The sequence below is a fragment of the Tibeticola sediminis genome, assembly GCF_003843835.1.
Lineage (GTDB): Bacteria > Pseudomonadota > Gammaproteobacteria > Burkholderiales > Burkholderiaceae_C > Tibeticola > Tibeticola sediminis.
Genome location: NZ_RKQL01000002.1, coordinates 77,071 through 90,066, shown reverse-complemented (window position 1 = coordinate 90,066; position 12,996 = coordinate 77,071). Strand labels below are relative to the sequence as shown.

The following is a 12,996-nucleotide window of genomic DNA, read 5'->3' as shown; positions in this document are numbered from 1 at the left end:
AAACCCGATCACACATGGCCCATCCTCCTCACAACGACCCTCGGCAAGCCCCTCGGCTGCGCCCCCTGCCCGCCATCATCTTTGCCAGCCGCTGGCTGCAGCTCCCGCTGTACCTGGGGCTGATTCTGGCGCAGGCCGTCTATGTGTTCCACTTCTGGGTGGAACTGGTGCACCTGATCGAGGCTGCCTTCGGAAACGCGCACGCCCTCGAACTCCTGGTCAGCAGCATGGGGTACCGGTCGGACGCACCACTCACCACGCTCAACGAGACGGTGATCATGCTCGTCGTGCTTGCCCTGATCGACGTGGTGATGATCTCCAACCTCTTGATCATGGTCATCGTCGGCGGCTACGAAACCTTCGTGAGCCGGCTCGAACTCGAAGGCCATCCCGACCAACCGGAATGGCTCAGCCACGTCAACGCGTCCGTGCTGAAGGTCAAACTCGGCACGGCCATCATCGGGATCAGCTCCATCCATCTGCTGAAGACCTTCATCAATGCAGCGAACTACGATCTCAAGGTGCTGGTCTGGCAAACCGTCATTCACGTCGTGTTCCTCCTGAGCGCACTCGCCATCGCATTGACCGACCGATTGATGCAGCCGAGCGGTGGGCAACATCCCACCGACACGCATTGACCGCAGAAGATGTCCCCAAAAGCAAAAGGCTAGACCATGACCACCATCCGCCAAGAAGACCTCACCGAATCCATCGCTGCTGCGCTGCAATTCATCAGCTACTACCACCCGGCCGACCACATCAAGCATCTGGCCCGCGCCTATGAGATCGAGCAGTCACCCGCGGCGAAGGATGCGATCGCGCAAATCCTGACCAACAGCCGCATGGCCGCGACCGGCCACCGCCCCATCTGCCAAGACACCGGGATCGTCAACGTCTTCCTGAAGGTCGGTATGGACGTGCGATGGGAAGGATTCACCGGCTCACTCGACGACGCCATCAACGCGGGCGTCCGTCGGGCCTATACCGACCGGCACAACACCTTGCGCGCCAGCGTCGTCGCAGACCCCCAATTCGCCCGCAAGAACACCGGCGACAACACGCCAGCGGTCATCTTCACCGAGATCGTCCCAGGCAATACGGTCGAGGTCACCGTTGCTGCCAAAGGGGGTGGGTCCGAGAACAAAAGCAAGCTGGCCATGCTCAACCCCGGCGACAACATCGTCGACTGGGTACTCAAGACGGTGCCGACGATGGGCGCGGGCTGGTGCCCACCCGGCATGCTGGGCATCGGCATCGGAGGAACCGCTGAAAAAGCCGTTCTTCTCGCCAAGGAAAGCCTCATGGACGACATCGACATGGCCGACCTGCAACTGAAATCTCAGCGCGGCGAGCCGCTGACGCCGACCGAGCAATTGCGACTGGAGCTCTACGAGAAGGTCAACGCGCTCGGCATCGGAGCCCAGGGTCTCGGCGGGCTCACGACCGTCCTGGACGTCAAGATCAAGATGTATCCGACGCACGCCGCAAGCAAGCCGGTTGCGATGATTCCCAATTGCGCGGCCACCCGTCATGCCCACTTCGTGCTCGATGGATCAGGGCCGGTTTATCTCGACCCGCCGAGCCTTGATCTCTGGCCCAAGGTCGAGTGGCACCCCGACGCAGAACACAGTCGCCGCGTGAACCTCGACACCTTGACCCGAGAGGAAGTGGCCAGTTGGAAACCCGGTCAGACCCTGCTGCTCAACGGAAAAATGCTCACCGGGCGCGACGCCGCCCACAAACGCATCAAGGAGTTGCTGGACCGCGGCGAGCCGCTGCCCGTCGACTTTCGCAATCGGGTCATCTACTACGTGGGCCCAGTCGACCCGGTCGAGGGCGAAGTGGTGGGGCCTGCTGGCCCCACGACCGCGACGCGCATGGACGGCTTCACCGAAATGATGCTCTCGAAAACCGGCCTGCTGGCCATGATCGGCAAAGCCGAGCGAGGCCCTGAGGCCATCGAGGCGATCCGTCGCCACCGCTCGGCTTATCTGATGGCAGTCGGCGGTGCGGCCTACCTGGTGTCCAAAGCGATCAAGTCGGCCCGCGTCGTCGCTTTCGAGGATCTCGGCATGGAAGCGATTTACGAATTCGAGGTCGTCGATATGCCCGTCACTGTGGCGGTCGACGCCAACGGCGTCAGCGTCCACGAAACTGGCCCTGCCGAGTGGCGTGCCCGCATCGCCAGCGGTGCCTTCAAAGATATCCCCATTACGGCGGTCTGAGCGTGCCCCAGGGTCCCGCCGCCGATCAGACCGAAACCAGGGCGAAGGCAACTCGCCCGATCGGCGTCTTCGACAGCGGCGTCGGTGGCCTCAGTATTCTTCGCTCCCTGCACACTCACCTGGGCGACGAGGACTACTGGTTTTTGGCCGACTCCCGTTACGCGCCTTATGGGGAGCGATCCGAGGCAGAAATTCGCCAACGCGCCGTCGCGGTGGTGGACTGGCTGCGTCGACATGCGGACATCAAGGCTTTGGTCATCGCCTGCAATACCGCGACGGCAGTTGCCGCAGACGATCTGCGGCGGATGCATCCGGATTTGCCCATCGTCGGCATTGAACCCGCCCTCAAGCCAGCGGCAGCCATCACCCAGACCGGGCGTGTCGGTGTTCTGGCGACCCCGGCCACCTTGGCGAGCCAGCGCTTTGCGCGGCTCCTCGAACGCCAGTCGCCCACGGTCGAGTATCTGCTGCAGCCTTGCCCTGGGTTGGCGGCCGCCATCGAGCGCGATGACCGCGCCGGGATCGACGAACAATGTGCGCGCCATGTCCAGTCTTTACAGGCGCAAAGCGGCGCAGGCTCCACCATCGACACCGTGGTCCTCGGTTGCACGCACTACCCGTTCGCCGCAGCGGTGCTCGCCGACCTGCTCGGCCCGTCCGTGCGGCTGCTCGACACCGGAGAGCCGGTCGCCCGGCAAACGCTGAGCTTGCTCGAACAACACGGCCTGCGCCATCCAGGACCGGCTGCCGCCCAAGAGCGCTCGACCCCCGTCCGGCAGGGGAGCACCCGGCTGTGGACCACGGGAGACCCCCAACACCTCAGCGCTGCGGCGCGGCAGTGGCTGGGGATGACGACGGCTACCGCCCAGTCGGCTCAGATCGAAGACTCGCCGGTGACGACCCGTCAGTGAAGATGGCGCGGTCGCCGGCCACCCGCCGGTCCGCCATGCCCGCCGCTGCCGCGCGGTGGCCGCCCGAGATCGAGCGAATGCACCAAGGCATCGAAGCGCTTGGCAAAGAGTCGGTCGATCTCATCGACGACGCCGCCGAGTTCCGATGCGTCGAAATGTCGCTCCATCACGTGCAGCACATCCTCGACCAACAAGTCACGCTGCACCTGCATGATGGCTGCAGGCGTCGGCCCTACGAACAGCATGACGAAGTCGTCCCGGGCTTCCTCGTCCGGACCGGCCTCTTCCTCATCAAACTCCGCGTCGTAGAAGGTCACCTCGATCGCCGCGCCGCTGGCCGCGAGCTCATTGAGCGCCATACAGGTTTCGTCGATGGCTTGCCGAAAATCCTGATCTCCGAGCACCGTCCAACACAGATGCAACGTGTGGGTCGACGCTTCGAATTGAATCCCCGGCTCATCTTCGTAATGGCTGGGCGCCGCTGCAGCCAGCGAGCGCGCCCCCGCATACTTCCAAAGCGGACGCAGCGCATCCTGAATCTCGTCATAAGAGACTTCGGGCCGAAGCGGAATGTCACCGTGGACATGAATCTCAAAGGGGCGTTCGTATGGAGCCATCGTGCAACCTGTTTCGTTCAAAGCGGAGGGGGGATGGCGCCGTTGAGCAGCGCCGCCTCCGAAACAAATGCTGAAGCATACGCCACCCGCACGACACGCCGAAAGCGCGCCCCACCCTTGGCTACGCCCCCGTTGTAAAACGCTGGAACTTCAGGTCAAACGCCGAGCCCGCTCACTCGGGCTCACGATATCGGTCAGTCGAATCCCAAACTTGTCGTTGACCATCACGACCTCGCCACGGGCAATCAAAAAGCCATTGACCAATACGTCCATCGGCTCGCCCGCCAGCCGGTCGAGGTCCACGACCGAACCCTGCGCCAGTTGTAACAACTCCTTGATCTGGATCTTGGTCCGTCCCAACTCGACCGATAAGGTGACTGGGATGTCCATCACCAGATCCAGCCGATCGCTGCCTTCGGGGGGCTCAGCTGAGCCGGGCTTCAACGCTCCGAAAGCTGCTCTTTTGGCCCCACCGGTACTCGGGGTTTCGGGGGCGGCGCCCTCCGCGCTCGCGCTTCCGGCCTGCTGTTGCTGCTCCTCCGCAAAAGCTTCGGCCCAGTCGTCCTCGCCGACCGGTGCTGCCTGCGCCGGATCGGTCTGAGGGGTGTCGGTGCTTTCTTCGCTCATCATGTGTTCCTCTGCCGCCACTCAGTCAAGCGCTGGGCGGCTGCTCGTTTGGGCTTCAAGGCCTGGGCGGATGCGCTCGACAACCTGGATCGCCATTTTTTCCTCATGCTCCCCATAGCGAGCCGTCAACACCGGAATCCCGTCGACCACGGCGGTCACCTGCTCCGGCAATTCCACCGGAATGATGTCTCCGATCTGCAGGCCGAGCAGTTCCCGAACCGTCAAGGTCCGATCGAGCAACTTCACCTGCAACTCCACCTCAGCCTCGTGCATCTCGTGCTGCAGGGCCTGGGTCCAACGCGCATCGACCTCATTTCGGTCGGTGGTCAGCCCCGTCGACATCAAGTCCCGAATCGGTTCGATCGTGCTGTAGGGAATGCAGATCTGCAAACTGCCGCCACCGCCTTCGATCTCGACATCGAATCGGGAAACGACGACGACCTCCGTCGGCGTCGCGATGTTCACGAACTGCGGGTTGACCTCGGACCGGGTCCATTCAGGCTGGATCGGGTAGACGGAACTCCAGGCGATCCGGTACTCCTTGAACACCATCTCGAGCATGCGGCGAATGATGCGCTGCTCCAACGGGGTGAAATCACGCCCCTCGATACGCGCGTGGTAGCGCCCGCCGCCGCCAAAAAAATTATCGACCACCGAAAACACCAACCGGGGGTCAAACACGAACAAAGAGGTCCCCCGGAGCGGCTTGATCTGCACCAGGTTGATGTTGCTCGGAACGACCAAGGACCGGATGAACTCGCTGTACCGAATCAATCTGACCTGCGCCACCGAGATTTCGGATGAGCGCCGCAAGAAGTTGAACAAGCCCACCCGCCAAAGTCGACCAAAGCGCTCGTTGATCACCTCGAGCGTGGGCATGCGGCCCCGGACGATCCGCTCCTGGTTCGCGAGATCCAGGGGTCGGACACCCCCTTCTTCCACCGGCTCCGATCCACCCGCGTGATCGTCCCCGGTGACATCCTTCAACAGGGCGTCAACCTCGTCTTGTGAAAGGATGTCTTGGACCATGATGCCTTACTGGACCACGAACGCGGTGAAGAACACCCCAGCCACGGGACCCTCTTCCGCCGCTTCACCGTGGCCGCTGCCGGGCTTGCGCCCCGTCAAGATCGCGTTGACGGCACTCAGGATCTCTGCAGCCAACGCGTCGCGGACCTCCACGCTACTGACCTTGTCGGCCTGCTGTGCCGCCAGAATGCGCAAAATCGTGCTGCGAATTTCTGGCGTGGTCGCCTTGATCCGTTCTTCAAGCTTGGGGTCGTACACTTTGAGCTCGATCTTCACCTGCAAATAATGCGTGATTCCATCGTTGCTTTGCACATTGGTGACGAATGGCTCGAGCGCAATGAACTTCGCTTCTTTTTCCACCTTCGCAGGGGCGGGTGCATGTGCAGCGTCCGGTGCCGCTTTGGGCCGCAAGAGGAACCACCACGCGCCGCCCCCCCCCAGCGCAAGCACGAGCACCGCGCCCACGATGATGAACAGCATCTTCTTGCTTTTGCCGCCGGTTTCTTTTTCTGGATCGGACATCCGTCTTTACCTCAGATTGATGAAATAGATGGTTTCGGATGTTAACGGCTCAAGTCTCGAGAACTGAAGCCCCGGGGGTGCCTCACACGCTCAGGCAAACAAATTGATCAGGCCGCGCTCCACCCGCCCGACCGAAGGCAGCAAGTCCGCTCCTTCCGCCGGCGCAACCCCACCGCTCACGGGCGACACTGCCGCACGGGCTTGAGGCTGGGCCTCTTGCCCTCGAAAGCCGGCGCCACCGGCATCGACCGATGCTTGACCCAAGGTCAAACCCGAGCCCACGAACGCCTCCTGAAGCTGGGGCAAGCCAGCCTCGATGGCTGCGCGAACCGCCTGATGAGGGGAAACGAACTGGGCATGGACGGTTCCTTCGGCCACCCGCAAGTGAACTTCGACGGTCCCCAACTGCGGCGGATTGACCTTCAAAATCATCCAATTCTTGCCGCCCTCCGACGCCCACACGAGGTGGCGACCAACCTCCTGCCCCCAGGCTGGCGAGCCGACCGCTTCCTTGACCGGAACCGAAGCTGACGGAGCCTCAGAGGCCGAACCGGCGCGCGTCGTCGCTACCGGAAGCGGCGCAGTTGCCCCAGGAGCGTCCGGGGAATCCGTCCGGTCTGTGGCAACTTCTCGAAGCTTCGCCGAGGGGGACGATCGTGCTTCGCCGTCCACGAGATCCGGCATCGCAACCACACCTGATGAGACTGAGGGCGGCGCACGGAAGTCTCCGCTTCGATCCGCCATATCCGAGGCTGCGCTGGCGAGGCTCGCCGTTGCCGGCCGCTCCGCTCCAAGCAGTGTCAAGGGTCGCCCGCGCCCGTCGGTCAAAGTCGCTGGACGATCAGTCGAATCCGCTCGTTCGACATCTGTCGCGACAATCTGACCCGGCATGGACGCCTCGCCCGGCGGCAAAAATTTGCCGCCTGCGGCGAGGAATGACCGGGCCGATTCGTCCGCTCCATCCCCGATTGCGACGGGCAAATCCGGAGACGAATTCGGGTTCTGCGCCGGGAGTTGGGGAGTGTCCGAGTCCAAGCCATCGAGCAACAGAGCTGCGACACCCGATGCGGCGCGCATGCCCACTCCAGACCCACTTTCGGCGCCCTGCACGCCGCCCCGGTTTTCGAAAAGCCCGACCGCCTGCCCGTAGCCGGCCGCATTCAAGCCAAGAGCCGCAACCCCTACGGCCTCCAACCCGGGAGCCGCCTCGCCATGCGCTTCTTTGGCGAGGGTCGAGCCCGGCGGCTCGGCCTGTCCTTCCTGCGCTCCAGCGACATCGTTCGCATCAGACAGCGCTGAAGACGGGTTGGCCCTTTCGGACGACGACCCCGCCGGCGATGGATCGCCCTGTCCCTGGTGTGGCTTTGCGCCCTCTAAGCGATGTTGTGCCGCCGAGAGCATCCGGCGAAACATCGTGGGATGCGGGTCGCTTGCGCTCCGCTGCTCGGCTGCGGCTGAACGGGCCAGCTTTACTTCGACCCTATCGGGAAAGACAATTTGAACGCCCGTCATCGAGATGCCTCCATGCCCTGCGGAGGAAGCAAACGCTGTGCCAGCGTCGGCGCCTAGGCTTGGCTGCACCCGAGAAAACCGATTGAGCGCAGCCCGTCAAAGCGGCGCCGGACGTGAGAGCGATCCGTCGCCAGTCGCCGCGAGCGCAGACCACTCCTGCAACTCCCGACGGCCCTCTTGGACTGCCAGGGCCCGAAGCTCCTCGCGCTGACGCTCGCTGAGTTGATCGAAAGCCATGACGCGCTGACGCGCCTGCGTCCAAGCGCCGGTGGCCTGATCGACCGCCGCGCGGGTGCGATCGACCTCTGCTTCCTGAGCGCGGATCGCTTCATCCAAACGCAGCAAGAACGCGCGCATCCCGCGAACTTCACCCCAGCGACCGGGCTGAGCCTCCAAGGCCCGCATCCGCTCCAGGTATTCGGCCCGATAAACCTGCAATTGTTCGAGCTTGCGTCGCGCGTCAGAGGCTGTGTCTTGATGGGCCTTCAGCAACCGCGCCAAGCGCTGCTGTTCCGCGTCCGCGTCGGCCCGCAGCTTTTCGAACGTTGCCGCCCGTCGAAGGATCGCCGTAGCAGAGGTCATCCCGACATACGCAATGAAACAGGGGTTTCATTATGCATCCACTTCCGGCGCCAGGTAGGGCTCCATCAAAGAGTGCAGGGCCTGCCGGCTCGACTCGAGATCCACCGACTCGTGCATGCCCTGAAGTAAAAATGCCCGTATACCCGAATGCGCCCGAACCGCCAGGTCCAGGACGGGGTCCGAGCCGGGGCGGTAGGCGCCCACGGCAATCAGGTCTTGCTGAGCCGCGTACCGTCCTTCGAGTTCTTTCAGGCGGTAGACGCGGCGCAGCTCTTCCGGCGGCACCAAATTCGGCATGACTCGGCTGATCGACGCCTGAAGATCGATCGCGGGAAAATGGCCCTGTTCCGCGAGGCGACGGCTCAAGACCAAGTGGCCGTCCAGAATCGCACGCACGTTGTCGGCGACCGGATCCTGCGCGTCATCGCCTTCCATCAACACGGTATAAAACGCAGTCACGCTGCCCTCGCCCTCGCGGCCGTTTCCGGCTCGCTCGACCAGTGCCGGAAGCTTGGCAAAAACAGACGGTGGGAAACCGCGCGCCGCCGGTGGCTCGCCCGCAGCCAGCGCGACCTCCCGCAATGCGAGCGCGTAGCGGGTGAGCGAGTCCATCAAGAGCAGAACATGCAGTCCCTGGTCGCGGTAATACTCGGCGAGCGCCGTCGCCAAGCGGGCACCCCGGATGCGTGCGAGTGCGGGGGCGTCCGCAGGCGCCGCGACCACCACGGAACGGCGCATGCCCTCGACGCCCAGAATGTCTTCGATGAACTCTTTGACCTCGCGACCCCGCTCCCCGATGAGGCCGACCACCACGACATCGGCCCGGGTGTTTCGCGCCATCATGCCCAGCAACACGCTCTTGCCGACACCGCTGCCCGCGAATAAGCCCATCCGCGCGCCCCGCCCGATGGTGAACAAGGCATTGATGGCCCGAACCCCGACATCGAGCGGCTCCCGTACGAGCGCCCGATCCAGAGGGTTGATCGGCACGCCCGAGATCGAGGTGTACGCAGCCGTACCCAACGGGCCCAGCGCATCCAGCGGCTTTCCATTGCCGTCGAGCACGCGCCCCAACAACTCCATGCCCGCGGGAATCTTCAGATCGCCCGGTATGGGTGTGACGCGCGCACCGGGTGCCAAGCCCTGGATCTCCCCCGCCGCCATGAGTTGTACGTGCTCACCATGGAATCCCACCACCTCGGCGGCGATTCGCCGGTTGTCGTCCGTCTGCACCAGGCAGCGCGCACCCAGGCTGACCTCGAGACCGTGCGCCTCGAGGATCATGCCGCGGACCCGAAGCAAACTTCCACTCGGTTGAAGCGGGAATCCGCCGGCACTCTCGAGTCGCTTACTCAGCCCGGCGAGACGGGCGAGCGCTCGCTCGGTCTTCACATCGGGCGACGTCGGGTCTTGGTCGCTGGTCACAGAGCGCCCTCCTCGAAGAGCTTGGCCATGACGTACCGCCAGCGCTCCTCGAGCCGCAGATCCAGTTCCGAGACCGCCTCGTTGGGCCGAGGCCGCCAGCGGCGATTGGCGCTCACCCGGTCCTCATGGCCCGACCCGGCAGCCACGACCAGATCCCCACGTTCCAGCGTCTCATCCTCGACCAGCATGGCTCCCGTCGCCTCGAGGTCGGGGTCGAGTTCCCGCAACATCGCCGCATCAGCCGGGTGAACGCGTATCCAAGGGGTACCGGTGCGCAAGGGAAAAGCCGCCAAAGCCTGCCGCAACAGTTCCAGCAAGCGTCCGGGTTGCGTCCGAATCTCATGCATCACCACCTGGCGGGCGATTTCCACCGCCAAGGCAACCACCGCAGACTCGAGCCGTTCTTCCAATCGATCGATGGGCTGCGCCAATTGCGACAACAGACGCTGAACGAGCGCTCGCTCGGCCTCTGCTTGCTGGCGACCTGCGCGCAAGCCTTCCTCGTAGCCTTCGCGATGGCCTGCGGCACGGCCCTCAGCCAAGCCTTGCTGCCGCGCCTGGTCGAACAGCGCCTCGAGGTCTGCTGCCGTCGGCAGGTTGACGGCCTCGACCGGCGTTCCATCCGTAGACGGTGAGGGGTCGCCACCCATCGACCCCGACTCCGAAGCCCCAACCGTCTCCCCAGACCCCGTCGGCGAGCCATCGAGTCGCGGGGCGCGCCAGGGCTGCGCCCGACGGGCTTGATCACGGTCGAACACGCCACTCATCGATGCGCCTTTGCCTCTTTGCCAGACTCAACCAACCAGCGCCTCGGCGCCGCCGCCGCCCAGCTGGATCTGTCCCGCGGCCTCGAGGCGAGTCGCGATCTGCAGGATTTCCTTCTGTGCAGCTTCGACTTCGGAGAGCCGGACGGGACCTTTGGCCTCCATGTCGTCGCGCAGCATTTCTGCGGCACGCTTGGACATGTTGCGAAGAAACTTTTCCCGCAACTGGGCGTTGGCTCCTTTGAGCGCCAAGATCAAGGTTTCCGACGAGATCTCACGCAACATCACCTGGATGCTCCGGTCGTCGACGTTGATCAGGTCATCGAAGACAAACATCTGCTCCTGGACCTTGTTCGCAAGTTCCTCATCCTGCGTGCGCAAGAGTTCCAGAATCGCATTGGACAAGGTCGTATCCAGGCGATTGAGAATTTCCGCGGCGACTTTCGGTCCGCCCATGGCGCTGACCTGAACGCTCTGCTGCTCGCCACTGAGCAGCTCTTCGAGCGCGTCGTTGAGCTCTTTGAGCGCATTGGGCTGCAAGCTGTCGAGCGCTGCCAGGCGCAACAAGGCCTCGCCCGCAGTCCGCTGTGGCAAAAACTGCAGAACCTCGCCCGCCTGATCGGCGTCGAGGTAGGACAAAACCAGCGCGATGACCTGCGGGTGTTCGAGCTTGATCAGTTCCGCAATCGCTCGGGGCTCGAGCCATTTGAGGTTTTCCAGGCCATTGGATTCCCCGCCATGCAAGATCCGCTCGATCAAAGCCGCCGCTCGATCGCCCCCGAGCGCCTTGGTCAAAGCGCCTTTGAGGAACTCATTCGCACCCAGACCCAAGGTGGTCTGCAACTCGATCTGCTCCCGGAACGATCGGATGACTTCATGGGCTTCGGTTGGGCTGACTTTGCGCAGCTTGGCCATCGCTGCGCCCAAGCGCTGCACCTCCCTCGGACCGAGGTGCTTCATGACCTCGGCCGCGGCATCCTCGCCGAGACTGAGCAGCAAGACCGCCGCGCGCTCGAGCCCGCTCAGTTCTTCTTCGGTCTTACTTTCCATCGCCGAGCCACTCCTTGATGACCTGAGCGGCACGCCGCGGATCCTGCTTCACCAATTCACGGGCAACCGCCGCATCAGCCTCATAGGTGTTCGTCAGGCGAACCACATCAGGCTTGAGCTCCCCGGATGGGCCGGGCTCTGCTGCTGGTGCGCCTGCAGCTGCGCCTTCTCCGCCAGCCTCGGATGTCGCCCCGGCTGTCGCCTCTGCACTCGCGGGGCTAGACCCCGGCTCGGCTCCGCCCCCCTCAGCAGCAAGCCCCGGCTCCGCGACCCGATGGACCACGGTCGGCGCAGCCAGCCGTCGGATGGCCATGAAGGCGAGCAAACCGAGCACCAGCGCCACCACATAGGGCGCAACGAGCCGGACCAGCTCCCAGAACCAAGCGGCGCGCCACCAGACCGTTTCCTTCTGATCAGCCTCGGCGCCGGAGAATGCCATGCTCACCACCGAAACCTGGTCTCCACGCTTGGCGTCGAAGCCCATCGCACTTTCGACCAACTGCTTGATCTGGGCGATCTGCTCCGCGGTCATAGGCTTGGGCTTGCCCTCGACGATCTGTTGGTTGACCAAAACGGAGACCGACAAGCGCTTGATGGCCCCGACGGCCCCCTGGGTGTGACTCACCGTCTTGTCGAGTTCGTAATTGACCGTCGCGGAACTGCTGGCCGAGGTCGGGGCCAAAGCCTTGAGGCTCGGCGCAATCTGCACGAACTGCTGCGGAGTCAGCGGAGCCGACGCTGTCGACAGCGTAAACGGCGCGACTACATTCCCCGGCGGCTGGTTTGAGAGCGCGCCCGGAACGCCCATTGCCTGGGCCCCGTCTCCGGTGCTGTTGGAGGACTGGGTCTGCTGACTCAGCACATGGCCTTGCCCGTAAACGATGTTGCTCGATTCAGTCTTGCTGAAATCGAGATCGGCCGCGACCGCGACCCGTACCCCGTCACTCCCGGCAATGGGTGCCAGGATCGACTCGATTTGCTTGCGGTATTGCTGCTCGACTTGGGCTCGGTAGGCTTGCTGCGTCGGTTGAACGCCGTTCTCCTCGGCCACGGTACTCAGCATGGTTCCGTCCTGATCGACGACCGTGACGCTCTTCTCGCTCAGACCAGGCACACTCGAAGCGACGAGATGCACGATGCCCGCGACCTGAGCCCGCGCCAGTACCCACCCCGGGCGCAGCTTCACGAGTACCGAGGCCGACGGCTTTTCAGCCTGACTGAGAAAAACCGAAGGCTTGGGAATGGCCAGATGCACCGTGGCGGACTCGACCGCCGACAAGCTTTCGATCGTGCGCGCCAGCGAACCCTGCAAGGCTCTTTGGTAGTTGACCTGCTCCACGAACTGGCTGGTGCCGAAGGGCTGGTGTTCGAGCACTTCGAAGCCAACGTTTCCGCCCTTGGGCAAGCCATTGGCCGCAAGTTTCATCCGCGTGGCATAGACCTGGTCCGACGGAACCTCGATCACCGCACCGCCCGCCCCGATGCGATAGGGTACGCCCAGTTTTTGCAACTCGGCAATGACGGTACCGCCGTCCCGCTCGGACAGGTTCGAAAACAAGACTTGATAGGCGGGGCTGCGCCCCCAGAGCAGCGTCACCAGCAACAAGGCCACCAAGGCCGACAGCGCAGCAAGAACCGCGAACCGCTGATTCAGGCTCAAGCGTCGCCAAAGAGCCAATGGCTCTTGCAACGGTCCGCTCAGCGGCATCTCTGCAGTCTGGCTCACAGACAT

Annotated in this window: 13 protein-coding genes; 3 read left to right on the top strand and 10 right to left on the bottom strand. The window is 63.7% G+C overall.

Going from position 1 to position 12,996, the window contains the following annotated elements; genetic code table 11:
• Nucleotides 1–14: 14 nt before the first annotated feature.
• The 3 genes from EDC62_RS05330 to murI are packed head-to-tail and all read left to right on the top strand — an operon-like array spanning nucleotide 15 to nucleotide 3,136.
• Nucleotides 15–638 carry a TIGR00645 family protein gene (locus tag EDC62_RS05330; protein WP_124221337.1) on the top strand — a complete coding sequence of 208 codons (624 nt, stop codon included), beginning with the start codon at nucleotides 15–17 and terminating at the stop codon, nucleotides 636–638.
• Nucleotides 639–674: 36 nt separating this feature from the next.
• Nucleotides 675–2,225: a fumarate hydratase gene (locus tag EDC62_RS05325; RefSeq protein WP_124221335.1), complete on the top strand. Its 1,551-nt coding sequence runs from the start codon at nucleotides 675–677 to the stop codon at nucleotides 2,223–2,225.
• A 2-nt stretch (nucleotides 2,226–2,227) separates the two neighbouring features.
• A complete protein-coding gene (gene murI / locus EDC62_RS05320) occupies nucleotides 2,228–3,136 on the top strand; it encodes a glutamate racemase (RefSeq protein WP_124221333.1) in 909 nt (302 codons plus the stop codon).
• Here the strand turns inward: murI and EDC62_RS05315 are convergent.
• The 10 genes from EDC62_RS05315 to fliF form a co-directional block, all read right to left on the bottom strand.
• Nucleotides 3,130–3,753 carry a DUF6806 family protein gene (locus EDC62_RS05315; RefSeq protein ID WP_124221331.1) on the bottom strand — a complete coding sequence of 208 codons (624 nt, stop codon included), beginning with the start codon at nucleotides 3,751–3,753 and terminating at the stop codon, nucleotides 3,130–3,132. The two genes, murI and EDC62_RS05315, sit on opposite strands and share 7 nt — an antisense overlap.
• Before the next feature lie 150 nt (nucleotides 3,754–3,903).
• A complete protein-coding gene (gene fliN / locus EDC62_RS05310; RefSeq protein WP_124221329.1) occupies nucleotides 3,904–4,380 on the bottom strand; it encodes a flagellar motor switch protein FliN in 477 nt (158 codons plus the stop codon).
• Nucleotides 4,381–4,401: 21 nt separating this feature from the next.
• The gene (gene fliM, locus EDC62_RS05305) at nucleotides 4,402–5,409 is read right to left on the bottom strand and encodes a flagellar motor switch protein FliM (protein WP_124221326.1); all 1,008 of its coding nucleotides are present in this window, start codon (nucleotides 5,407–5,409) and stop codon (nucleotides 4,402–4,404) included.
• Nucleotides 5,410–5,415: 6 nt separating this feature from the next.
• Nucleotides 5,416–5,889 carry a flagellar basal body-associated FliL family protein gene (locus tag EDC62_RS05300; RefSeq protein WP_170159020.1) on the bottom strand — a complete coding sequence of 158 codons (474 nt, stop codon included), beginning with the start codon at nucleotides 5,887–5,889 and terminating at the stop codon, nucleotides 5,416–5,418.
• A 132-nt stretch (nucleotides 5,890–6,021) separates the two neighbouring features.
• A complete protein-coding gene (locus EDC62_RS13220; protein ID WP_281273838.1) occupies nucleotides 6,022–6,615 on the bottom strand; it encodes a flagellar hook-length control protein FliK in 594 nt (197 codons plus the stop codon).
• Nucleotides 6,616–7,539: 924 nt separating this feature from the next.
• Nucleotides 7,540–8,025: a flagellar export protein FliJ gene (locus EDC62_RS05290; RefSeq protein WP_124221320.1), complete on the bottom strand. Its 486-nt coding sequence runs from the start codon at nucleotides 8,023–8,025 to the stop codon at nucleotides 7,540–7,542.
• 30 nt (nucleotides 8,026–8,055) lie between these two features.
• On the bottom strand, nucleotides 8,056–9,450 hold the full coding sequence (locus EDC62_RS05285; RefSeq protein WP_425469948.1) for a FliI/YscN family ATPase: 1,395 nt from the start codon (nucleotides 9,448–9,450) through the stop codon (nucleotides 8,056–8,058).
• Entirely contained in the window at nucleotides 9,447–10,217 is a 771-nt protein-coding gene (locus tag EDC62_RS05280; protein ID WP_124221318.1) for a flagellar assembly protein FliH, read from the bottom strand. The genes EDC62_RS05285 and EDC62_RS05280 overlap by 4 nt, the downstream gene beginning before the upstream one ends.
• Before the next feature lie 27 nt (nucleotides 10,218–10,244).
• The gene (gene fliG / locus EDC62_RS05275) at nucleotides 10,245–11,264 is read right to left on the bottom strand and encodes a flagellar motor switch protein FliG (protein WP_124221316.1); all 1,020 of its coding nucleotides are present in this window, start codon (nucleotides 11,262–11,264) and stop codon (nucleotides 10,245–10,247) included.
• A complete protein-coding gene (fliF, locus tag EDC62_RS05270) occupies nucleotides 11,254–12,996 on the bottom strand; it encodes a flagellar basal-body MS-ring/collar protein FliF (RefSeq protein WP_245968764.1) in 1,743 nt (580 codons plus the stop codon). The genes fliG and fliF overlap by 11 nt, the downstream gene beginning before the upstream one ends.

Bases quoted from the DNA above. Each gene is read 5' to 3' on its own strand.
- fliN (WP_124221329.1), bottom strand. From the start codon at position 4,380: ATGAGCGAAGAAAGCACCGACACCCCTCAGACCGATCCGGCGCAGGCA.
- EDC62_RS13220 (WP_281273838.1), bottom strand. From the start codon at position 6,615: ATGCCGGATCTCGTGGACGGCGAAGCACGATCGTCCCCCTCGGCGAAG.
- fliF (WP_245968764.1), bottom strand. From the start codon at position 12,996: ATGTCTGTGAGCCAGACTGCAGAGATGCCGCTGAGCGGACCGTTGCAA.
- EDC62_RS05315 (WP_124221331.1), bottom strand. From the start codon at position 3,753: ATGGCTCCATACGAACGCCCCTTTGAGATTCATGTCCACGGTGACATT.
- EDC62_RS05290 (WP_124221320.1), bottom strand. From the start codon at position 8,025: ATGACCTCTGCTACGGCGATCCTTCGACGGGCGGCAACGTTCGAAAAG.
- fliM (WP_124221326.1), bottom strand. From the start codon at position 5,409: ATGGTCCAAGACATCCTTTCACAAGACGAGGTTGACGCCCTGTTGAAG.
- EDC62_RS05325 (WP_124221335.1), top strand. From the start codon at position 675: ATGACCACCATCCGCCAAGAAGACCTCACCGAATCCATCGCTGCTGCG.
- fliG (WP_124221316.1), bottom strand. From the start codon at position 11,264: ATGGAAAGTAAGACCGAAGAAGAACTGAGCGGGCTCGAGCGCGCGGCG.
- EDC62_RS05330 (WP_124221337.1), top strand. From the start codon at position 15: ATGGCCCATCCTCCTCACAACGACCCTCGGCAAGCCCCTCGGCTGCGC.
- EDC62_RS05280 (WP_124221318.1), bottom strand. From the start codon at position 10,217: ATGAGTGGCGTGTTCGACCGTGATCAAGCCCGTCGGGCGCAGCCCTGG.
- EDC62_RS05300 (WP_170159020.1), bottom strand. From the start codon at position 5,889: ATGCTGTTCATCATCGTGGGCGCGGTGCTCGTGCTTGCGCTGGGGGGG.